Origin of the sequence: Lentzea rhizosphaerae (genome assembly GCF_042649515.1) — a bacterium.
GTDB classification, from domain to species: domain Bacteria; phylum Actinomycetota; class Actinomycetes; order Mycobacteriales; family Pseudonocardiaceae; genus Lentzea; species Lentzea aerocolonigenes.
The window spans coordinates 152,930-171,724 of sequence record NZ_JBHRZI010000019.1 but is presented as its reverse complement, the minus strand read 5'-3'; the positions used below and the strand labels follow the sequence as shown (position 1 = coordinate 171,724).

At 68.3% G+C, this 18,795-nt stretch carries 23 protein-coding genes and 1 pseudogene; 11 read left to right on the top strand and 13 right to left on the bottom strand.

Annotated elements, in window-relative coordinates; all coding sequences use genetic code 11:
* Positions 1-67 precede the first annotated feature (67 nt).
* Positions 68-553, top strand: coding sequence for a DUF1801 domain-containing protein (locus ACFOWZ_RS24860; protein WP_382376280.1), 486 nt, complete (start codon positions 68-70; stop codon positions 551-553).
* An 11-nt stretch (positions 554-564) separates the two neighbouring features.
* Positions 565-1,008: pseudogene (gene rnhA, locus ACFOWZ_RS24855) on the top strand (ribonuclease HI); the annotation flags it as partial.
* Positions 1,009-1,290: 282 nt separating this feature from the next.
* Here rnhA and ACFOWZ_RS24850 read toward each other — a convergent pair.
* Positions 1,291-2,082, bottom strand: coding sequence for a helix-turn-helix transcriptional regulator (locus tag ACFOWZ_RS24850; protein WP_382376337.1), 792 nt, complete (start codon positions 2,080-2,082; stop codon positions 1,291-1,293).
* Positions 2,082-2,774, bottom strand: a complete 693-nt coding sequence (locus tag ACFOWZ_RS24845) for an SDR family NAD(P)-dependent oxidoreductase (protein WP_382376279.1) — start codon at positions 2,772-2,774, stop codon at positions 2,082-2,084. Before ACFOWZ_RS24845 ends, ACFOWZ_RS24850 begins: the two co-directional genes overlap by 1 nt.
* Before the next feature lie 102 nt (positions 2,775-2,876).
* On the opposite strand from ACFOWZ_RS24845, the gene ACFOWZ_RS24840 reads away from it, so the two are divergent.
* Entirely contained in the window at positions 2,877-3,299 is a 423-nt protein-coding gene (locus tag ACFOWZ_RS24840; RefSeq protein WP_382376278.1) for a PPOX class F420-dependent oxidoreductase, read from the top strand.
* Positions 3,300-3,452: 153 nt separating this feature from the next.
* On the opposite strand, the gene ACFOWZ_RS24835 is transcribed toward ACFOWZ_RS24840, so the two are convergent.
* Both ACFOWZ_RS24835 and ACFOWZ_RS24830 read right to left on the bottom strand, forming a co-directional pair.
* Positions 3,453-3,641, bottom strand: a complete 189-nt coding sequence (locus tag ACFOWZ_RS24835) for a hypothetical protein (protein WP_382376277.1) — start codon at positions 3,639-3,641, stop codon at positions 3,453-3,455.
* Positions 3,638-4,774, bottom strand: a complete 1,137-nt coding sequence (locus ACFOWZ_RS24830) for an aminotransferase-like domain-containing protein (RefSeq protein ID WP_382376276.1) — start codon at positions 4,772-4,774, stop codon at positions 3,638-3,640. The genes ACFOWZ_RS24835 and ACFOWZ_RS24830 overlap by 4 nt, the downstream gene beginning before the upstream one ends.
* Before the next feature lie 74 nt (positions 4,775-4,848).
* On the opposite strand from ACFOWZ_RS24830, the gene ACFOWZ_RS24825 reads away from it, so the two are divergent.
* From ACFOWZ_RS24825 to ACFOWZ_RS24815, 3 genes are all read left to right on the top strand, one after another.
* Positions 4,849-5,307, top strand: a complete 459-nt coding sequence (locus ACFOWZ_RS24825) for a GyrI-like domain-containing protein (RefSeq protein ID WP_382376275.1) — start codon at positions 4,849-4,851, stop codon at positions 5,305-5,307.
* 426 nt (positions 5,308-5,733) lie between these two features.
* On the top strand, positions 5,734-6,045 hold the full coding sequence (locus ACFOWZ_RS24820; RefSeq protein WP_382376274.1) for an ArsR/SmtB family transcription factor: 312 nt from the start codon (positions 5,734-5,736) through the stop codon (positions 6,043-6,045).
* A gap of 3 nt (positions 6,046-6,048) precedes the next feature.
* Positions 6,049-6,930, top strand: coding sequence for an SRPBCC family protein (locus tag ACFOWZ_RS24815; protein WP_382376273.1), 882 nt, complete (start codon positions 6,049-6,051; stop codon positions 6,928-6,930).
* 1 nt (position 6,931) lies between these two features.
* On the opposite strand, the gene ACFOWZ_RS24810 is transcribed toward ACFOWZ_RS24815, so the two are convergent.
* The 4 genes from ACFOWZ_RS24810 to ACFOWZ_RS24795 all read right to left on the bottom strand — a co-directional run bounded on the left by ACFOWZ_RS24810 (position 6,932) and on the right by ACFOWZ_RS24795 (position 11,064).
* Entirely contained in the window at positions 6,932-8,524 is a 1,593-nt protein-coding gene (locus ACFOWZ_RS24810) for a TIR domain-containing protein (RefSeq protein ID WP_382376272.1), read from the bottom strand.
* Positions 8,525-8,815: 291 nt separating this feature from the next.
* Positions 8,816-9,670 (bottom strand): helix-turn-helix domain-containing protein, encoded by an 855-nt coding sequence (locus ACFOWZ_RS24805; protein ID WP_382376271.1) that lies wholly within the window; start codon positions 9,668-9,670, stop codon positions 8,816-8,818.
* 221 nt (positions 9,671-9,891) lie between these two features.
* On the bottom strand, positions 9,892-10,077 hold the full coding sequence (locus tag ACFOWZ_RS24800; protein ID WP_382376270.1) for a DUF397 domain-containing protein: 186 nt from the start codon (positions 10,075-10,077) through the stop codon (positions 9,892-9,894).
* Between the two features lie 159 nt (positions 10,078-10,236).
* Positions 10,237-11,064, bottom strand: a complete 828-nt coding sequence (locus ACFOWZ_RS24795) for a hypothetical protein (RefSeq protein WP_382376269.1) — start codon at positions 11,062-11,064, stop codon at positions 10,237-10,239.
* Positions 11,065-11,115: 51 nt separating this feature from the next.
* Here ACFOWZ_RS24795 and ACFOWZ_RS24790 point away from each other — a divergent pair, with 51 nt between their 5' ends.
* On the top strand, positions 11,116-11,850 hold the full coding sequence (locus ACFOWZ_RS24790) for a class I SAM-dependent methyltransferase (protein ID WP_382376268.1): 735 nt from the start codon (positions 11,116-11,118) through the stop codon (positions 11,848-11,850).
* A gap of 3 nt (positions 11,851-11,853) precedes the next feature.
* Here ACFOWZ_RS24790 and ACFOWZ_RS24785 read toward each other — a convergent pair whose 3' ends face one another.
* Together ACFOWZ_RS24785 and ACFOWZ_RS24780 are read right to left on the bottom strand one after the other, a co-directional pair.
* Positions 11,854-12,069: a hypothetical protein gene (locus ACFOWZ_RS24785; RefSeq protein WP_382376267.1), complete on the bottom strand. Its 216-nt coding sequence runs from the start codon at positions 12,067-12,069 to the stop codon at positions 11,854-11,856.
* Between the two features lie 31 nt (positions 12,070-12,100).
* The gene (locus ACFOWZ_RS24780) at positions 12,101-13,159 is read right to left on the bottom strand and encodes a DNA polymerase IV (RefSeq protein WP_382376266.1); all 1,059 of its coding nucleotides are present in this window, start codon (positions 13,157-13,159) and stop codon (positions 12,101-12,103) included.
* 10 nt (positions 13,160-13,169) lie between these two features.
* Between ACFOWZ_RS24780 and ACFOWZ_RS24775 the strand changes: the two genes are divergently transcribed.
* Positions 13,170-13,616 (top strand): NUDIX domain-containing protein, encoded by a 447-nt coding sequence (locus tag ACFOWZ_RS24775; RefSeq protein ID WP_382376265.1) that lies wholly within the window; start codon positions 13,170-13,172, stop codon positions 13,614-13,616.
* Here the strand turns inward: ACFOWZ_RS24775 and ACFOWZ_RS24770 are convergent.
* The 3 genes from ACFOWZ_RS24770 to ACFOWZ_RS24760 form a co-directional block, all read right to left on the bottom strand.
* Positions 13,603-14,739 (bottom strand): endonuclease, encoded by a 1,137-nt coding sequence (locus ACFOWZ_RS24770; protein ID WP_382376264.1) that lies wholly within the window; start codon positions 14,737-14,739, stop codon positions 13,603-13,605. The two genes, ACFOWZ_RS24775 and ACFOWZ_RS24770, sit on opposite strands and share 14 nt — an antisense overlap.
* A 71-nt stretch (positions 14,740-14,810) precedes the next feature.
* Positions 14,811-15,722: an NADP-dependent oxidoreductase gene (locus ACFOWZ_RS24765; protein ID WP_382376263.1), complete on the bottom strand. Its 912-nt coding sequence runs from the start codon at positions 15,720-15,722 to the stop codon at positions 14,811-14,813.
* 81 nt (positions 15,723-15,803) lie between these two features.
* Positions 15,804-16,307, bottom strand: coding sequence for a DinB family protein (locus ACFOWZ_RS24760; RefSeq protein WP_382376262.1), 504 nt, complete (start codon positions 16,305-16,307; stop codon positions 15,804-15,806).
* Positions 16,308-16,363: 56 nt separating this feature from the next.
* Between ACFOWZ_RS24760 and ACFOWZ_RS24755 the strand changes: the two genes are divergently transcribed.
* The 3 genes from ACFOWZ_RS24755 to ACFOWZ_RS24745 are packed head-to-tail and all read left to right on the top strand — an operon-like array spanning position 16,364 to position 18,793.
* On the top strand, positions 16,364-17,506 hold the full coding sequence (locus ACFOWZ_RS24755) for a GNAT family N-acetyltransferase (protein ID WP_382376261.1): 1,143 nt from the start codon (positions 16,364-16,366) through the stop codon (positions 17,504-17,506).
* Positions 17,507-17,543: 37 nt separating this feature from the next.
* On the top strand, positions 17,544-18,209 hold the full coding sequence (locus ACFOWZ_RS24750; protein ID WP_382376260.1) for a YqeB family protein: 666 nt from the start codon (positions 17,544-17,546) through the stop codon (positions 18,207-18,209).
* Entirely contained in the window at positions 18,197-18,793 is a 597-nt protein-coding gene (locus ACFOWZ_RS24745; protein WP_382376259.1) for a TetR/AcrR family transcriptional regulator, read from the top strand. Before ACFOWZ_RS24750 ends, ACFOWZ_RS24745 begins: the two co-directional genes overlap by 13 nt.
* Positions 18,794-18,795: the final 2 nt, after the last annotated feature.

Here is an 18,795-nt window from a genome sequence, read left to right as displayed (position 1 = left end):
GTCGCGTTCGGCCGCCGACGCGATCGAGGCGTGGCAGGAGACGGGACCGCGCAAGGTGAGGCAGGTCATGGCGGCGGAGCTCGAGAAGCTCGGGTTCAAGGACCCGACGCGCGCGGCGGTTCACCTGATGATGATGTCGAGAAACGGCGAACGGCGGCGACATAGGGCTATGAACACCGACACGCGCGTTGACGACTACATCGCCGGGCTGCCCGAGTGGCAGCAGGACGTCTGCCGCGAGGTCCGCAGGCTCGTCCACGAGGCCGACCCGGACGTCGAGGAGACGATCAAGTTCACGAACCGGCCGTACTTCGTGCTGAACGGCAACATCTGCGCGTTGCTCGGCACCAAGGACCACGTGAACGTGATGCTCTACGACAAGGCGGCCGTGCCGGACCCGGAGAACATCATCACGAGCGGCCACGGGAACAAGACGGCGCGCATGACCTCCGTGTACCGCGACCAGCCGATCAACGCGCCGGCGCTGGTCGAGATGTTCCGCCACATCATCGCGAACAACCGCCGGAGGAAGAGTGTCGGACCCCGTCGGTAGCCTCATGTCGCATGGAGGTCGAGATCTACACCGACGGTGCGTGCAGCCCCAATCCCGGTCCGGGCGGCTGGGGTGCCGTGCTGCGCTACGGCGAGCACGAGAAGGACATGTACGGCGGTGACATCGGCCCCACCACGAACAACCGCATGGAACTGATGGCGCCCATCGCGGCGTTGGAGAGCCTCACGCGACCGTCCACCGTGAAGCTCTACACGGACAGCACGTACGTCCGGAACGGAATCACCTCGTGGGTGCACGGGTGGAAGACGAACGGCTGGCTCACGAAGGCCCGTGAGCCGGTCAAGAACGCCGACCTGTGGCGCCGCCTGGAAGAAGCCGCCAACAGGCACGAGGTGGAGTGGCACTGGGTGAAGGGCCACGCGGGCCACCCGGAGAACGAGCGCGCCGACCGGCTGGCCGTGCGCGGAGTGGAGGAGGTGACGGGGCGGGAAGTCACGCAGCCCCAGGCAAAACCGAAGAAGGCGGCCAAGCCGAGACAACCGCGCGAGCTGAGCGGCGAACCGTGCGGCGCGCCCACCAAGAAGGGCACGCCCTGCCCGATCACGGCCGGCGCGAACGGGCTGTGCCACGTGCACGACCCGGCGTTGCAGTGCGGTGCCCTCACGAAGAAGGGCACGCCCTGCACCATCGCGACCGGTGGCGGGCGCTGCGAGTACCACCAGGACGCGCTCGAACTGTTCACGTGACAGCGGGACGTCCCGACGACCACGCCCCGGTCAGGTGACGGCCAGCGAAGCCAGCAGTCGCAAGGCCTCCTCCGACGGACTACCAGGTGCCGCCACGTAGGTCACCAGCATCTGCCCCGCGTCCGAGGTCAACGGCTCCGCGGCCAGTTCCAGCGGCCCGAGCTGCGGGTGGTTCATGCGCTTGAACATCGGCCCGCGCTCGCGCACCGGGTGCTCGGCCCACAGCGTGCGGAACAACGGTGACACCTCGGAGATCTCCTCGACCAGTGCGAGCAGCGCCGGGTCGTCGGGGTGCACGCCGTAGTCCGCACGCAGGTAGCCGACGTTCTCGCGCGCGCAGTCCATCCAGCCGACGAACAGTTCCTGCGCGGCCGGGTCGGTGAACATGTACCGCACCATGTTCCGCTGCTCGCGGAAGTCCGTCACCAGCGCCGCGGCGAGCGGGTTCCACGCCAGCACGTCGAGGCGCCTGCCGAGGACCATCGCGGGCACGCCGTGGATCGCGTCGAGCAGCCACCGCAACGCCGGCCGCACCTCCTCCGACGGCGCCGCGACCCGCGTGGGCCGCGCGAGCCGGTACAGGTGCGTGCGCTCGGCACCGTCCAGGCCGAGCGCCTGCGCCAACGCGTCCAGGATCGAGTCGGACGCGTTCGAGGCGCGCCCTTGCTCCATGCGTGTGTAGTAGTCGACGCTGATCCCGGCCAGCTGCGCCAGTTCCTCCCGGCGCAGCCCCGGAACGCGGCGCCGGGACGCCCGTTCCGGCGGATCCAGTGCCGCGCGACGGGCGCGCAGGAACTCCCCCAGCTCGTTCACGGATCCCATCATGCCGGTATCGCCCCGACCAGACCGCCGTCGACGATGAAGTCCTGCCCCGTCACGTAGGCCGCGCGGTCGGACAGCAGGAACGAGACCACGTGCGCCACGTCCTCCGGCTCGCCCAGCCTCCCCATCGGCACCTGCCGGCGGAACGGTTCGGCGTCGTCGGTGTTGTCGCGGAACATGTCCGTCGCGATGTAGCCGGGGCTCACCGTGTTCACGCGAACGTGTGGCATCTCCGCACCGAGTGTGCGCGCCAGGCTGTGCACCGCCGCCTTGCTGGCCGTGTAGAGGGACGCACCCGCGAACCCGCGATGGACCGTCCACGACGCGTTGATCACCACCGACGCGCCGGGCTTGAGACGCGCCTGTTGCACCGTGAAGTACACGCCCTTGAAGTTCGTGGCCAGCACCCGATCGACGTCCTCTTCGGTGATCTTCACAAACTCCGCGAACACCCCGATCCCGGCGTTCGCGAACACCCCGTCGACCTCACCGACCTGCTCCGTCAACGCCTCGACGTCGGCGAGCTTCGACACGTCGGCCACCACGGTCTCGACGCCGAGTTCCTTGCGCGCCAACGCCAACCGTTCCTCCGAACGCCCGGCCAGCACGACCCGAGCGCCCTCCTCCACCAGCACCCGTGCCGTCGCCAGGCCGATGCCGCTACCGCCACCCGTGATCAGAAACGTCTTCATGGCGACCACGATCGGCCCGTCCGCGAGGCCGAACCAGACCCGCTGTTTCCTGGGTCTGCCAAGACCAGGCTGAACCACGCGAACCAGCGTAGCGTCGCCGTCATGCTTCCCGAATCCGCCAGGGCGGTGCTGGAGTCCAAGGCACTCGGCCACCTCGTCACACTCGGCCCGGACGGCTCCCCGCAGGTCACGATCGTCTGGGTGGGCCTGGACGGCGACGAGATCGTCTCCGGCCACCTCGCCGCGCACCAGAAGGTCCGCAACATCCGCAACGACGGCCGCGTGGTCCTGTCCGTCGAGACGCCCGAGATCAACGAAATGGGCCTGCAGGAGTACCTGGTCGTCTACGGCACCGCACGCATCACCGAGGGCGGGGCGCCAGAGCTGCTCCAGCGCCTCGCACACACCTACCTCGGCCCGGACGTGAAGTTCCCGCCGATGGACAACCCGCCGCCCGGCTTCGTCACGCGCATCGCGGTCGACCGCGTGGCCGGCGTCGGCCCCTGGGTTCAGCAGGGCTCGTAACGGGAGTGGACGGCGGGCTGGCCGGTGTAGTTCGGGCCGGCCGCGTCGTCCGCACCCAGGTAGACGAACGGGAGCGTCGGCTGCCCGTCGCCGGTCCAGCCGATGCGACGCCTGCGGTTTTCGTACGTGAACCCGCCTCCCGCAACGCCTTGGTCAACACGCGGCCGAACGGCGTCCCGTCCGCGCGACGCACACCGGGTCCGGCTCCCACCGCGCACCGGGCCGCAACGAGAGGTCAGCCCCCAGCTCGCGCCGGTAGCTCGCGAGGCCTCGTTCGCGGTTCATCGCGCAGTTCGCGACGACCGACGACCTCCACAACGTCTCATCGTCGAGCAGGCTCACCTCTGCACCTTCGCCAGCCGCGCCATGCCTTCCACGATCTCGGCCGGTGTGTTGGTGGTGAACGACATCCGGAACGTCGCGTGATCCGGCGTGGTCGCGAAGAACGGCGCGCCGGGCACGAAAGCCACGTCGTGGCGCAGCGCCTCCTTGAGCAGCACCGCGCTGTCCGCTTCGCCGGGCAGCCGCAGCCACACGAACATGCCGCCGTCCGGGTCGCTCCACGTTGTGCCTTCGGGGACCGTTCCAGGCAATGCGGAGATCATCGCGTCCCGGCGTGCGCCGTACTCGACGCACAAGCGGGCGACGTGTGCGTCGAGATCGTTGTGCTCCAGGTACACCGCGGCGGCCGCCTGGTCCACAGTGGACGTGTGCAGGTCGGCGGCCTGCTTCACGATCACCAGCGTGCGGAGCAGGTCCGCGGGTGCACGCAGCCAGCCCAGGCGCATGCCGGGAGCGCCGATCTTCGAGAAGCTGCCGAGATAAACGGTTCTGTCGCTGATGGAAGCGAGCGGGGCGACCGCCGAGCCCCGGTAGCGGAGCTCGCCGTAAGGGTCGTCCTCGACGACCCACAGGTCGTGTTCCGCGGCGATCTCGGCGATCTCCACGCGGCGTTCGGCTGAAAGAGTTCGCCCGGTCGGGTTTGCGAACGTCGGCACCAGGTAGAGCAGGCTGGGCTTCTCCGAGGCCACGACGGACCGCAGCGAGGACGGATCCAGGCCGTCGGCGTCGCTGGCGACGGGCACGATGCGCGCGCCGGCCATCTGGAAGCACTGCAGCGCGGCCAGGTACGTAGGTTCCTCCACCGCCACCACGGCACCCGGTGCCAGCAGCGCGGTGGCCACCAGGGTCAGGGCCTGCTGCGAGCCGGTGGTGACCAGGACGTCCGATGTGGGCAGTCCACGACCCGTCAGACGGTCGGAGACCAGCGCCCGAAGGGCCGGGTTTCCTTCTGTGGGCGCGTATTGCAGCACTGACCGGTCCCGCAACGCGAGGTCGTAGGCGGCGCGCACACCGTCCAGGTCGAACAGTTCGGGGGCGGGAAGCCCGCCGGCGAAGGAGATCACCTCGGGACGCGAAGTCAGCGCGAGCAGGTCGCGCACCGGGGAGCTGGCCACGGAGAGGGTGCGGTGCATGGGTTTCACGTTAATCGGGAGCGCCTCCAGTCAGACGCGGATTTTCTGTCGGTGCCCGTGGCTACCGTGACGACATGGACATCGAGACACGCGCAGCCCACCCCTACGCCGCAGTCAGGGCCACGGTGACGACGGAGACGTTCGCCAAGATCGCCGACCGCCTGCCCGAGGTCGTGCAGTGGCTGGCCGATCGCGAGTTACCCGTTCTCGGCGCGCCGTTCCTGCGGTACTTACGCGTGACCGGCGAGGAGTTCGAGGTCGAGGCGGGCATCCCCACCATCGCGGAGGTGCCCGCCGACGGCGACGTGTTCACCTCAACGCTGCCCGCCGGCCAGTACGCGATAGCGCTGCACGAGGGCAGTCCGGACGGCCTGGCCGCCGTCACCGACCGGATGCTCGCCGGCACTGCGCGGTTCGACCGGGACGGAGACAGGTGGGGCGCGCGCCTCGAGACGTACTTCACCGACCCGGCGGTGCAGCCGGACCCGAGCAAGTGGACCACGGAGGTGGCAATCCGCCTGGCCGACTCGTAGAGCACGCGAGGTGAGGTGGCGCGAGGGGTACGCGACCATCGCAGCCCGGTGCCGGTGCCGCTAAGCAGCGCCGTGCCGGCCAGCAGCGTCATAGGCGGGCAGGGCCTGGCCAATGCTCGCCTCCACGACCTTGCCCACCCGGCGCGACCTTGCCCACCGGCGTGACCTTGCCCACCGACGCGGCATTGTTTCCTGGCGCGGCATTGCTTCCTGGCGCGGCATTGCTTCCTGGCGCGGCATTGCTTCCTGGCGCGGCATTGCCTACCGGTGCGGCATTGCCTACCGGTGCGGCGCGGTCCGCTGGCATGGCACGGTCCGCTGACATGGCGCCGCCCTCCGCGTAGCGCCCCGCAGCCGATCACCCACCACCCACCACCAAGGCAGCAGCACTCGACACCTATATGCCTATCGAGCTATATTACCCACATGGCATCTACGTTCGCCGTCCTGGCGGATCCGAGCCGCCGGGAGATCCTCGAACTCCTGCGTGACCGCGAGCGCCCGGTCGGCTACCTGGTCGATCGGATGACGCTCACCCAGCCGACCGTCTCGAAGCACCTCAAGGTGCTGAGGGAAGCCGGTCTGGTCGAGGTGCGCACCGACGCCCAGCGGCGCTGGTACCGGCTCTCGCCCGGGCCGCTCGCGGAGATCGACGCCTGGCTCGCGCCCTACCGGCGGATGTGGGAGAGGAGCCTGGACGCGCTCGAACGACGACTCGACGAGATCGAAGGGGACTGACCCGTGGACGTCGAACTGCGGATGATCGAGGGCAAGCCCGTCCTGCGCTTCGAGCGCAGGCTGCGGCACTCGCCGGAGAAGGTCTGGCGGGTCGTCACCGATCCGGCCGAGATGAAGCACTGGTTCCCGGCCGAGGTCGAGATCGACGGCCGGAAGATGCGCTTCACGTTCCCCGAGGCGGCGCCAGTCGACTCCGACGGCGGCGAGGGCGAGCTGCTCGAGTCCGATCCGCCGAAGGTGTTCGCGTTCCGGTGGATCAACGACGTGCTGCGCTTCGAGATCCTGCCCGACGAGGGCGGCTGCCTGCTGGTCCTCACGGCGGTGGTCACGAACAGGCTGTCGGCCGGCCGCGACGCACCTGGCTGGATCACTTGCCTGGACGCGCTGGTCGCTCACGCGGACGGCACGAGGTTCGAGCCGCCGGCGGAGTGGCTTCCGCGCATCGAGCACTACGTCAGGGAGTTCGGCCTCGACGAGGGCGTCGACACCCCCGCGGGCGTGAAGTTCGTGCGCGAGCTCGTCTGGAAGCCGCTCGACGACGTGTGGCAGGTCCTCACCGAAGGCACCGAAGGCGAAGTCCCGCAACGGGCGGTCCACCCCGGTCTCACGCCGGGCGCGCTCATCAGGTCCGAGCCGCCGCGCCTGTTGGAGTACGAGTGGCTCCAGGACGGCGAGCCGAAGGGCGTGGTGCGCTGGGAGTTCGAGCACGTCCCGTTGCAGGGCACCACGGTCACGCTGGTCCAGGAGAACGCCCACGGCCCCGAAGCCCTGGCCGCGTGGCACGTGCACCTGGAGCTGTTCTTCGCCGCCACGCAGGGCGAGATCCGCTGCCCCTGGCCCGCCGACCGGGAGGAGGAACTCGCCAAGCGCTACGCCGAGAAGTGACTCACGCGTACCGCACGCGCTCGACCAGGAAGCGCCAGTCCGGAGGACATCGGCGCCCGAAACGCCGTGCGCTCGCCCGTTCGTACTCCAGCACGGCTCTGCGCAGGGTCCGGGGGTCCGCGGTCAGGTCCTCGAGCTCGTCGATGTCGGCGGCGGTGAGCCTGACCTCGGTGACCCTCGCCGGGTCGAGCCGGGCGATCGACCACCAGCAGGTGGCCGCGGCGTAGTCGTAGCCCAGACCGCGGAACTTCTCCTCTGCCACCAGGAGGTCGCGGACGGCGCTCGCCCTGTCGCGGCTGCCGAGCGAGAGTTCCGCACGGACCTGGTGCGACCTCGCCACCGCTTCCGGATACGCGTCGGCCTCGATGACGCCGGTGACGAACTCCTTGCCCTCGTTGTACTTGCGCGCGGCGTGACACAGGCGTGCGCGCAACACCATCAGCCACGAGTACCGCTCACCACCGGGTGTCAGCAGGACTTCGGCGGTCATCGCCTTCTTCACCGCGACGGTGAGGTTCGCCCGGTCACCCGTCAGCTGGAAACGCGCCAGCCACCACTCCGCGCTCAGGGAGGCGCACATCCCCGCCTCCTCGCTCGCGCGGCCGGAGATCGTGCAGAACCGCTCGATCGCCTGCAGCAGAAGCAGTTCGCTCTTGCGCAGGTAGAAGTCACGATCGAACGCCACGCCCTCAGCCGCCATGCGCAGGAACACCGTTGCGTGGCAGAGGATTCCGCGCGCCGCCGTGTACAGGTCGCGGTACTTCTCCGCGATCTTCGTGCCGTCCTCCGCGGCTGCGGCGGCCCGCACCAACCGGTGCTCGCGCAACAGGTACCACGCCTGCCCCTCGATGAGGATCTTCGCCTCCAGCGCCCCCTCACCGCGCAGGCGCTCGGTCGCGGACAGCGTGCGCAGGCACATCTCGGACGTGCGCCGCACCAGGTCCACGTCGCCGTGTGCCTTGGCAGCACCCACCACCGAGTCGAACGACCTCGCGAGCTCGATGTCCCCCTCGCCGATCTCGACCAGCCGCAACGCCAGCGCGTGTGCCGCCGGCTCGGCTGGATCGAGATCTTCCAGGTCCCGCAACAGTTCCCGCACGCTCGGCGACGCCGTGGTCGATTCCACGCTCATCGTCACACCACCTTCCCCACCCCCCGCGCCCGAGAGCGCCTTCACCAGCACCTCGAGCCCGGCTCCGGTGACCGGGTCGAAGGTGTGAATCACCAGCGACTGCAACACCGCGGGCAACTGGTTCTTGTCGAACCGCGGCGGCACCACCGGCACGACACCGCACCGGTAGGCCTCGTCGTGGTGGTAGAGCTTGTGCCGCAACAACCTCGCCTCGTACCTGATGCCCTTGCGCTCGACGAAACCGTTGGACTCCAAGGCCCTCAGGTAGTCCGGCGAGACGACCACGAGCACGGTGCGGTCGCGGAACCCCTCTTCCATCCACGACGTGATGGCCAACGGCTGGACGGCGGGCAGATCACCGTCCCACCACACGTCGAACCCCCGTGACCGCAAGCCGGCCACCAGCGCGGAGGCGGCAGAACCGCCGTCGCTGTTGCTGTAACTAATGAAGAGGCCGTTCATCGCCACTCCCCCGCGTCGCGGCGATCCAGCGGGGGGACGAGGTGGGTCGTCTGGTGCTCATGCGGGCCTCCTGGTGGGCGGGGGGTGACCTGCGGCCACCGATCACTCTGGATCGATGAGGCGAGGCCATCGCGCCGGAAGGGCCCTGATGGCGGAAGTCAGAACCGGTCGAACGTCATACGCTGACGACGGCGTTGTCCACTCGCCTCACTTTGCGCTGTGGTGCGGGATAGCGGCGTTGCCACCGGACGGGTGTCTGTTGGCGCAGGCACCCGTCCGACTTCGAGCTGGTCAGCCTCCTAGGTGTTTGAGCCGCTCATCGATGACGCGCGGCGTTTCGCTGGCGGGCAGTGCGAACTTCTCGAGCTGGAAGAAGTACGTGAGGTACTCCCGCACGACTTCCGAGTCGACCTGGAGCAGCGACGGGCGGTACAGCTCTTCCAGGAACAACGAGTAGTCCTCCTCGTCCTCGCTGATCTCGAGGATGGAGAAGGACCCCTTCATGGCGGGGTGCGTACCCGCGGAGAACGGGACGACCTGAACGGACATCTGGTCGGTCGCGGCCAGCTCCTTGATGTGGAGGAGCTGTTCGCGCATCACCTCGTCACCACCGATCACCCGGTGGAACGCCGACTCGTCGACGATGAAGAACATGTCCGGCCCCTCGGGGCCGATCAGGTTCTGCCGGTGCATTCGGATGTCGACACCCCGTTGCACGGCATCAGGATCTTCGCCACCCGCTTTGACGATCGCGGTCGCGTAGCCGCGCGTTTGCAACATGCCCGGGATGATCGAGGTCTGGACGTACCTGCAACGGATCGCTACCGACTCGAGTTCGATGAACTGGGCGAACCCCTTGGGCAGGCCCCGGTACCTCGCCATCCAGGCAGGTCGCTTGGTCGCACGAGCGAGGTCGACCAGCTCATCGACACGCGTCGGCTCGGTGATCCCGTAGTGGTGCAACAGCGCCCTCAGATCGGTGACCGAGATGCCGCTCTTGCCTTGTTCAATCCGGATGACCTTCGAAGTGGACCAGTCGAGCGCTTCCGCGACGGAGTCCTGGGTGAGCTTCCGGGCCTCTCGGGCCTGCTTCAACTCACTCAGCAGTTTCCGCTGCTGTGCAGCGGGGTTTCCCTTACCGGTCACGGCGTAGCGCTCCCTCTCCGGCACACGCGGCGTTCGTGCCTGCCACCATTTTGCCACCTGGCAAGTTGAGTGCAAGTAGTCTGACTGCAATCAAAGTGAACGTCCTTAAATTGACATGTTTTACACCGCCAGGCGTCAAGACACCACATGCAGAGTCGAACATGGTCAAGACAGACTTGAGCGAGTTCGCTCGATCGAGCGAACTCGCTGATGGCACACGCTCAAGACGAAGAGACCGTCACCACGAAGGCGGACCATGCGAGTGCAGAGAAGCCGAGCTGAGGGCCGGACCGATCCTTGCTGTCACGAACCAGAACGGTCTTCTGCAGGTCAACGGCGAACTCGACGCACGCCTCGCCGCCGCCACCGCTGTAGGAGCTTCGGATCCACCTGAGCTCTGCCGCCATCGCCGTCCTCCTCGCAGGTCCCCGACAGCCGACGAGGCCACCTCTGAGGTTAGGTACAACAAGTTGATCGACACACCGCCAGAGGTGCCCAGCGCAGTAGACAGAAAGGTGTCATTTCAAGGACACGCCACGCGCGGAACCTGTTGGCATCACATGGAATCAGAGCGTGGCGAAGCGGTCAACGCCCACACCGCTGATCAACAACCGCTCCTTGCGGTTGCCCGTCAGCCGCTGCGTCCAGTCGACGAACCCGCCGTCGCCGATTTCCACGCCGTCGCGGAAAACCTTGAAGCACAAGCCCTTGTAGTACCCGGTGCGACGAGAAGCATCGGACGGCAGGTCACCGCGCACCACCTCGAACCGAGGATCCAGCACGGTCACACGGACCTCGACGTCCCCGCACGCCTCTCGCAAGAACGCGATGTGCTCAGCAAAGTGCTGGCGCTCAAAGGCCAGCGACCCCCGGTCACGCCCCGCGGACACCAGCGCGAACAACGTGAAGTGGGCGAACCTCCCGGCACCGCTGAACAACTGCGCCCGCACCACGCGTTGCACCGCCGCCAGCCGCACGTCGTCCGGGCCAGCCTGCCTGCGCACCGCGGCTTCCAGCGCCAGCGCGTTCGTCGGGTCGGCGGCCACCTCCGTGCCGCGGATCGTCGACAGCACGTTGTTCTGGTCCATCTCCGCCACCGCCGAGCAGGTTCCCAGCGGTGCCACAGGAGCGAGGCCCAGCACGGAGAACGACGGTGGCAACGCGGCCAGCAGCCGGTCCTCCGCGGCCCGCAGCACTCCGAACGGCACCTCGGAGGGTGCCACGAAACGGTCGGATCGGTACTGCCGCAACACGTCCGGCCCGGACAACGCGTCCGCGCGCCGTCGCATCAACGCGAGCAGCACGCTGGTGAGGTCGCTGCCCGGCAGACTCGCGAGCCGGTCCAGCGCCTCTTCTCCGCCCAACGCGCGCAGCACTCGCTCCAAGACACCCATGTCCACCATGGTCCGCATCCGGGCGAGCGGATTTCTGGCTAGGGTCGGATCATGACTGACGCCACGCCAGAGGGCGAACTCTGGGGCCGGCGGGCCGCGCAGCGAGCCGCGCTCGGCGCGAAGATGTCCATGCCCGCGTGGAAGACCGCCGTCGAACGCACGAACATCGGGGAAGGCACCGAAGTCCTCGACCTGGCGTGCGGCAGCGGCGAGTTCTGCGCTCTGGCAACGGAAGCGGGGGCGCACGCCACCGGGATCGACGCGTCGCACGAGATGATCAGGCTGGCCCGACTCGCCGCGCCCGCGGCGGAGTTCCACGTGCGTGCTCTGGGGCGGTTGCCTTGGGAGGACGGCACGTTCGACGTCGTGACCGGGTTCAACGCGCTGTTCTTCGCACCTGACCCCGAAGCCGCGTTCGCGGAGGCCGTAAGGGTCAGCAAGGACTACGTGGTCGTGTGCGACTGGCACCCCGAGCACACGAGCGCCATCCTCGCCGTCGGGTGGGCGATCAGGGGCCCCAGCGGTCGCCGTCGCCCCGAGATGCCGGAACCGCACGAGAACCTGACGATCGACATTCCTCAGCACTATCCGGATGAGGACACGATGCTGCGAGGCTTCCTGAGCACAGGCGGCTACCAGCGCATGATCGAGAGCGAGGGTGAAGAAAGCGTCGCGGAGAAGATCAAGGCCGCGACAGAACAGTACCGAACCCCAGACGGCGGCTATCAGCTCGAGAACAAGTACCTGATGTCAATCTTCCGCAAGAACGAGATCCCCGGGAATTGAGAATCAGGCGGCGTCGAGCAACGCGTGGCCGGCGCTGGTCAGCGCGGCGGGGCCGGGACGGGTGCTGATCAGGCCCGCAGAGGTCAGGCGCAGGCCGACGAACTGGTCGGCGCAGCACAGGCCGTCGACGAGGAGGGAGCTTCCGGCGATCTCGCACCTGCCGTCGGCAACTGCTCTGAGAACTGCGCGGTCGCGGTGTGTGAGCGATGAGGCGGTCATCTTCTTCTCCTAGCGGTAAAGCGTGTACTTACTAGTACGTCGAAGAAGAAGCACTCGGTTCGACAGGATCCTCAGAGAATTCCGCGCGTACCCCCAAAAGACGTACCGCGCGGCCGTGCTCGAAGCGGTCGAGCACCTCCAGGGCGGCCGCTGCCAGCTCCGAAGCCGAGGACGTCGGCGCAGGCAGCTTCATCGCACGCACCTTGGTGAAGAACGGCACGAAGCGCACCTTCACGCCGACGCGCACCGCAGGGCGCCCCTCGGCGACCACGTCCGCGGCGACCTGGTGGGCCAGTGCGACGACCTCGCGCCGGATGTCCTCCAACGACGCGAGGTCCTTCTGGAACGTCTTCTCGTGGCTACGCGACTTCACGACCCACGGCGTCGCGCTCACCACCGTGTCACCGGCCCCCAGGGCCACGCTGCGGAAGTACGGGCCCATCCGCGGCCCGAACCGCTCGGCCAGCGCGTCGACGGACGCCGACGCCAGGTCGGTGACGGTCGAGATGCCCAGCTCGGAGAGCTTGCGCTCGGTCCTGCTGCCGATCCCCCACAGCGCCGACGTCGGCCGGTGCCCCATCACCTCGACCCAGTTCTCGCGGGTGAGCTGGAAGACGCCGGCGGGCTTGCCGAACTCGGTCGCGATCTTGGCGCGCAGCTTGTTGTCGCCGATGCCCACCGAGCAGTGCAACCCGGTCGCGTCCAGCACCGCCGCCTGCAGCGACCGGGCCAGCTCGAAAGGATCATCACAGGACGCACCGACGAACGCCTCGTCCCAGCCCATCACCTCGACGACCACCGGGAACGACCGCAGCACGGCCATCACGTCGGCGGAAGCCGCCTCGTACAACGCGTGGTCGGCGGGCAGGAACACGGCGTCCGGCAGCTTCTTGAACGCCGTCCGCAGCGGCATCCCGGACCGCACGCCGAACTCGCGCGCCTCGTAGGACGCCGTGGCCACGACGGCGCGTTCGGTCGGGTCGCCGTTGCCACCCACCACCACGGGCTTGCCGCGCAACGACGGATCGCGCAGGACCTCGACCGCCGCGATGAACTGGTCGAGGTCCACGTGCAGGACCCAGTCCGCCATGCTGGACAGTATGAAACGGTCCGCCGGAATCCTGCTCTTCAGACGAACCGAACAGCTGGAGGTACTTCTCGGACACATGGGCGGCCCGTTCTGGGCCCGCAAGGACGCCGGCGCGTGGTCGGTGCCGAAGGGCGAGTACACCGACGAGGAGGTGCCGGAGGCGGCCGCGCGCCGCGAGTTCGAGGAGGAGCTCGGGCTGCCGGTGCCGGAAGGCGAGCTGATCCCGCTCGGCGAGGCCAAGGGTTCCGGCAAGGTCATCACGGTGTGGGCGCTCGAAGGCGACCTCGACCCGGAGACGGTCACGCCCGGCACGTTCGAGCTGGAGTGGCCGCCGAAGTCGGGGCAGCGCAAGACGTTCCCCGAGGTCGACCGGGTGGAGTGGTTCAGCGTGGAAGAGGCGAGCGCGAAGATCGTCTCCGCGCAACGCCCCTTCCTCGAACGGCTCACGGCCAGATAGCGGCGACCCACTCCGGGTGGTCGATGAACGGGTTGCGGTTGCCCTGGTAGCTGTCGTGGATCACCTGGTTGCGCCGCTTCTCGAACGCGTCCGGCGGGTCCGCCTGGCTCCACTGCTTCAGGACCGAGAGCTTGCCGTGGTACGGCGCGGTCCCGTTGTTGACGGAGTTGTTGAGCTCCAGGTTCGGGAAGCCGTCGGTGCCCTCGTAGCGCACGGCCATGTAGAAGATCATGCGCGCGACGTCACCCTTCACGGCGCTGCGCGGCTCGAACGAGTCGCCGTCGTACTTGCTCTCCGAAGCTTCCGGAACCGCCGAGCCGCCCAGGTCGAAGTCCAGGTTGCCGCGGGTCGCGTTCACGTTCACGTCCTCCGGCCGCAGGTGGTGGAGGTCGGTGCCGGGACCGGTGGCGGTGCCGAAGTCACCGTGCGACTTGGCCCAGACGTGCTCGCGGTTCCAGTTGTCGTTGCCGCCGCCGTTCAACGACTTCGACCGCGAGATGCCGCTGTACAGCAGGATCACGTTGTTCGAGTTCGCCGGGTCCTGGTCGGTGACCTTCAGCGCGTTCCAGACCTGGTCGTAGCTGAGCTTGGTCTGCTTGCTGATGATGGTGTTCAACGCGGTCTTCAACGCCGCACCGCTCTTGCCGCAGGCCCCCGTGTAGTAGGTCTCGCAGGTCGCGGGTGTCGACGACGTCGGCGGCGGTGTTGTCGAGCCGGCGAACGCGAACGCCGTGGACGAGGTCAGACCGGGGTGCGAGAAGTACGCGCTCAGGGTGCCCGTCACGTCGATCTGCTTGCCCAGCAACGACGGGTTCGACTTCATGCCCCAGGACGCGCGGAACGCCGACGGGATCTGCACGTAGATCATGCTCGGCGGGTTCGTCGCGCCGGCCGCGTCGGACAACGCGAGCGCGTAGTCGTTCGGGTAGTTCGACGTGACGACCGTGTTCGTGGCGGTGGGCTGGCCGACGACGTACCCCCTGACCGTCTTGACCGTCCCGTCCTGCTGGCCGATCGCCTGGGCCACGGTCAGCGGCCCTTCTGCGGAAGCGGCGGTCGCCCCGTACAGGCCGACCGCCGCCAACAAACCGATGACTAACGCCAGTGGGTTCCACCGGACCATGAGCACTCCCCGATCGTGTGAATGTTGTGCACACGATCGGTGGACATGGTCAACGCGCGGTTAACGCTTGATCACGGCACCAGGACGACCTTGCCCGTGGTCCTCCTCGACTCGACGAGCTCGTGCGCCTTCGCGGCGTCCGCGAGCGGCACGACGTGGTCGAGCTGCACCCTGAGCTGCGGCAACGCGGCGAGATCGGCACCGGAAGCGGAGACGCTGCCGAAGAGTTCGAACCGGATGCCGAGGTCCGCAGCTCGGTCAACGTCAAAACCCGGATTGCCGGGAATGATCGACACGAGCACGCCACCGGGCTTGAGCACCGCGGCGGAACGCTCCGCGTACTCCCCGCCGATCGTGTCGAACACGACGTCGACGGGGTCGATCTCGGTGAAGTCCTCGTGCCGGTAGTCGACGAGCTCGTCCGCGCCGAGCGAGCGCAGGAAGTCGTGCTTGGCCGCCGACGCCGTGCCGACCACGTACGCGCCACGCGCCTTCGCGATCTGCACCGCCACGTGCCCGACACCTCCGGCAGCGGCGTGGATCAGCACGCGCTGGCCCGCGGACAGCCCGCCCCTGCCGACGAGCGCCTGCCACGCCGTCAGCGCCACCAGCGGCACCGCGCCCGCCTCCTCGACGGTCAGGTGAGCGGGCCGGAGCACCAGGTCGGCGGCGTTCGCCACGACGTACTCGGCGTAACCGCCACCCGCGCCGGGGAACGGGAGCAGTCCGTACACCTCGTCACCGGCCGCGAACTGCACGCCCTCGCCGGCCTGCTCGACGGTGCCCGCGACGTCCCAGCCCAGCGTGAACGGCGGCTCCCCGAGCGCGGGGAACGCACCGGCGCGGATGTGCGTGTCGACCGGGTTCACCCCGGCCGCCCCCACCTTGACCAGCACCTGGCCGGCGCCGGGCACCGGCTTCGCCACCTCCGCGACCTCCAGCACGGACGCGTCGCCAACGGTCTTCTGCGTGATGACTCGCATGATGATCCCCTTCGAAATGATCTCGATGGACACCATCTTGAAGTTAGCGCCAACTTTTAGAAAGTAGACACTTTGAAGTGACTAACTCTCCCTCAGGTACAGGTCGCGCAACAGCGCGATCTCCGCGGCGTGGTGGATGACCTCCCGGTTGATGTGCAGCACCAGGGTCGCCATCGGCTCCTCCGCGAACGGTCCTTCCGCCGGGCCCACCGGAAGCGAGAGGTCCGCCTTGCGCGCGCCTTCCGTCCACGCCTCGTAGGCGTCGTCGAGCTGCTTCAACGCCTCGTCCGCGGTCATCGCGTACCGCCACGTCGCGTGGTCGGCCGGCGGTCCGCCGAAATGCGATGCCGTGCGCATGTTGAACACGCCCACGATGAGGTGCGCCATCCGCCACGCGATCGTGGTGACGGGCGCGGGCTCGGGTGCCGGGTACTGCCAGTCGATCGAGTTGTCCCGGTGCACGGTCCACACGTCCGGCACGGGTTCCCAGAAGTACTCGTCGTCGGTCAGCCCTTCCAGCCGCGGCCTGGCCTGCATCCGCCAGTGGAAGTCGAGCTGGTCCGTCAGCTGCTTGTTCCAGTCCATGCGGACGACGGTAAAACCGTTTGCGGACAACTACCGCCCTGGAAACACTCGGCCGGGTGGACATTCGCACCTCGCGCCCGGAAGACCTGCCCCAGATCGAGAAGCTCGTCGTCTCACGGATGGACCCCAGCGACGGCGTGGACGCCCGCCTGCTGATGACCGACCCGGACGCGGGCTGCGACTGGGTCGGGGTGGCCGCCGACGGAGACCGGATCGTCTCCACCCTCACGCTGATGGACGAGGTCGTGACGCTCGACGGTGTCGACCTTCCCGCCGGCCAGATCGAACAGGTCGCCACCGACACCGAGTACGAGGGCAGAGGCCTGGTGCGGCAGCTGATGGGCTGGGCGCACGACAGGTCCGCCGAACGCGGTCACCTGCTCCAGTTCGTGATGGGCGTCCCGTACTTCTACCGCCAGTTCGGCTACACCTACTCGATCCCGATCAAGCAGACCCGCCCGCTCGTCGAGAAACCCGAAGCCGTTGCGGGACACACGATCCGGCGCGCGACCGAGGCCGACATCCCTGTGCTCCAACGACTCCAGGACGACGCCCAGCGGAGCGCGGACCTGCGCGTCGGCCACAGCACGCCGTGCTGGCGGTGGCTGATCAACCGCACCGGATCGGTCACCTGGATCGTCGACCGCGACGGCACCCCGGTCGCCACGGGCCGCAGCACACCGGAAGAAGAAGGCGACGTCGTGCTCGGCGAGATCGCCGGCGTCGACGACGACGCCGTGAAGGCGTTGCTGGCACTGACGAATCCGGCCGAGGTCGTGGAACGGCACCCGGCACTGGAAGGCCACCTGGAGGCCAGGCGACCGGGGCTCGAGCAGTACCTGGTGCGCATCCCCGACGTCCCGGCGCTGTTCGAGCACCTGCGCCCGGTCTTCACACGGCGCTTGCGCGGCCACGAACCCGACGACGTCCTGCTCGGCTTCTACCGCACGCACGTCCGCTTCCGCTGGGACGGTGAGGAGATCGGCCCGTTCGAGTGGGGCGGGGTGTTGCAGGGCCCCGGCGTGGAGGGCGGGGCGGGGATCGCGCCCGATTTGCTCGCGCCACTGCTGTTCGGCCCGCACGGCATCGACGGGCTGCGCCGGATCTTCCCCGACGTCTACCCCGGCCCGAAGTTCAAGCTGATGAACAGGCTGTTCCCGCCGGTCACGAGCGATCTGCTCACCTTCTACCTGCCATAACGACAATAAACCGAGCGCTCGGTCTAGTATTGGCCGCATGACGACGGTGCAGGAGACCGCGGCGGTCCGGTACGGCATCTGGGTGCTCTGCCCTGCCGTGGGAGCGGCGGCGGTGTGGGGGCTCAAGCTGGCGGCCGCGTGGATCACGACGCTGAGGTGGTTCCCGTTCCAGGGCGTGTTCGCGCTGGTCACGGACATCCCGGAGCCGTGGGTCACGATCGCGGCACTCGGCATCGGCGCGGTCGCCGGTGCTGTGCTCGCGTTGCTGTGGGCCGCGGAGATGATGTCGGTCGACGTCGCGCCCGACCGGGTCGTGCTGCGCAAGGACGACCTGGTCTTCGACTTCGGCCGCGCGCAGGTCGAGTCGGCGTTCGTCGACGGCAAGCAGCTCGTGCTGCTCTCCCCCGGCGGCACCGAACTCGCCCGCGAGACCAGCGATCTCAGCAGGACCAGACTCGAGCAGGCCTTCACCGGCCAGGGCTACCGGTGGCGGGACGCGGACCCGTTCGCGAGCGAGTTCAGGATGTGGGTCGAGCACGCGCCCGAGCTGCCGGCGGAGGTGAACGCGCTGTTCACCGCCCGCAGGAAGGCCATCTCGTCCTACGAGCACGAGGAGGCCGCAGAATTGGCGCGGGAGATCCGCAAACGCGGCGTCTCCGTGCGGGACGAGAAGAAGAGGCAGTACTACAGGTGCGAACGGTAGACCCGGTCAAGCACGCCGAGAAGAAGCGGCACATCACCGACACCGCCGCGGGGTTGTTCGCGCAGAAGGGCTTCGACCGCACGACCGTCGCGGACATCTGCAAGGCCGCCGACATCAGCACGGGCAGCCTCTTCCACTACTTCCCCACCAAGCGGGCCATCTTCCTGGAGATCTTCGAGCAGGACGGCAGGGACAACGCGGCGATGTTCGCGAAGGCCCGCGAGCTCAGCCCGTGGGACGGCGTGCTGATGGTGGTCGACCACCTGTGCGTGCCCGCGCTGGACCGGACCGTGGCCGGGCTGGTGCTGGAGGTCGTCGCGCAGGCGAGCCGCGACCGGGAGCTGTGGGACCTCGTGGCCCGCAACGAACAGGTGGTGCGCGACGAGCTGGCCACACTGCTCCAGCAGGCGCACGAGACCGGCCAGATCGCACTCCCGGTGAGCGCGGTGACGGCGGCGACCTGGACGCAGGGCCTGGTCGACGGACTCTTCGGCAGGCTGGTCGACCCGGACTTCGACGCAACCGTTCAGGTGAGCACCCTCCGGTTGATCCTTTCCCGATTCGTGGGTGCTCAAGCACCATGAGG

Bases quoted from the DNA above. Each gene is read 5' to 3' on its own strand.
- ACFOWZ_RS24770 (WP_382376264.1), bottom strand. From the start codon at position 14,739: ATGGTCCGGTGGAACCCACTGGCGTTAGTCATCGGTTTGTTGGCGGCG.
- ACFOWZ_RS24825 (WP_382376275.1), top strand. From the start codon at position 4,849: ATGGACATCGAGACACGCGCAGCCCACCCCTACGCCGCAGTCAGGGCC.
- ACFOWZ_RS24785 (WP_382376267.1), bottom strand. From the start codon at position 12,069: ATGACCGCCTCATCGCTCACACACCGCGACCGCGCAGTTCTCAGAGCA.
- ACFOWZ_RS24795 (WP_382376269.1), bottom strand. From the start codon at position 11,064: ATGGGTGTCTTGGAGCGAGTGCTGCGCGCGTTGGGCGGAGAAGAGGCG.
- ACFOWZ_RS24810 (WP_382376272.1), bottom strand. From the start codon at position 8,524: ATGAACGGCCTCTTCATTAGTTACAGCAACAGCGACGGCGGTTCTGCC.
- ACFOWZ_RS24780 (WP_382376266.1), bottom strand. From the start codon at position 13,159: ATGGCGGACTGGGTCCTGCACGTGGACCTCGACCAGTTCATCGCGGCG.
- ACFOWZ_RS24850 (WP_382376337.1), bottom strand. From the start codon at position 2,082: ATGGGATCCGTGAACGAGCTGGGGGAGTTCCTGCGCGCCCGTCGCGCG.
- ACFOWZ_RS24750 (WP_382376260.1), top strand. From the start codon at position 17,544: ATGACGACGGTGCAGGAGACCGCGGCGGTCCGGTACGGCATCTGGGTG.
- ACFOWZ_RS24775 (WP_382376265.1), top strand. From the start codon at position 13,170: ATGAAACGGTCCGCCGGAATCCTGCTCTTCAGACGAACCGAACAGCTG.
- ACFOWZ_RS24760 (WP_382376262.1), bottom strand. From the start codon at position 16,307: ATGGACTGGAACAAGCAGCTGACGGACCAGCTCGACTTCCACTGGCGG.
- ACFOWZ_RS24830 (WP_382376276.1), bottom strand. From the start codon at position 4,774: ATGCACCGCACCCTCTCCGTGGCCAGCTCCCCGGTGCGCGACCTGCTC.
- ACFOWZ_RS24800 (WP_382376270.1), bottom strand. From the start codon at position 10,077: ATGGCGGCAGAGCTCAGGTGGATCCGAAGCTCCTACAGCGGTGGCGGC.
- ACFOWZ_RS24845 (WP_382376279.1), bottom strand. From the start codon at position 2,774: ATGAAGACGTTTCTGATCACGGGTGGCGGTAGCGGCATCGGCCTGGCG.
- ACFOWZ_RS24840 (WP_382376278.1), top strand. From the start codon at position 2,877: ATGCTTCCCGAATCCGCCAGGGCGGTGCTGGAGTCCAAGGCACTCGGC.
- ACFOWZ_RS24765 (WP_382376263.1), bottom strand. From the start codon at position 15,722: ATGCGAGTCATCACGCAGAAGACCGTTGGCGACGCGTCCGTGCTGGAG.
- ACFOWZ_RS24820 (WP_382376274.1), top strand. From the start codon at position 5,734: ATGGCATCTACGTTCGCCGTCCTGGCGGATCCGAGCCGCCGGGAGATC.
- ACFOWZ_RS24860 (WP_382376280.1), top strand. From the start codon at position 68: ATGGCGGCGGAGCTCGAGAAGCTCGGGTTCAAGGACCCGACGCGCGCG.
- ACFOWZ_RS24790 (WP_382376268.1), top strand. From the start codon at position 11,116: ATGACTGACGCCACGCCAGAGGGCGAACTCTGGGGCCGGCGGGCCGCG.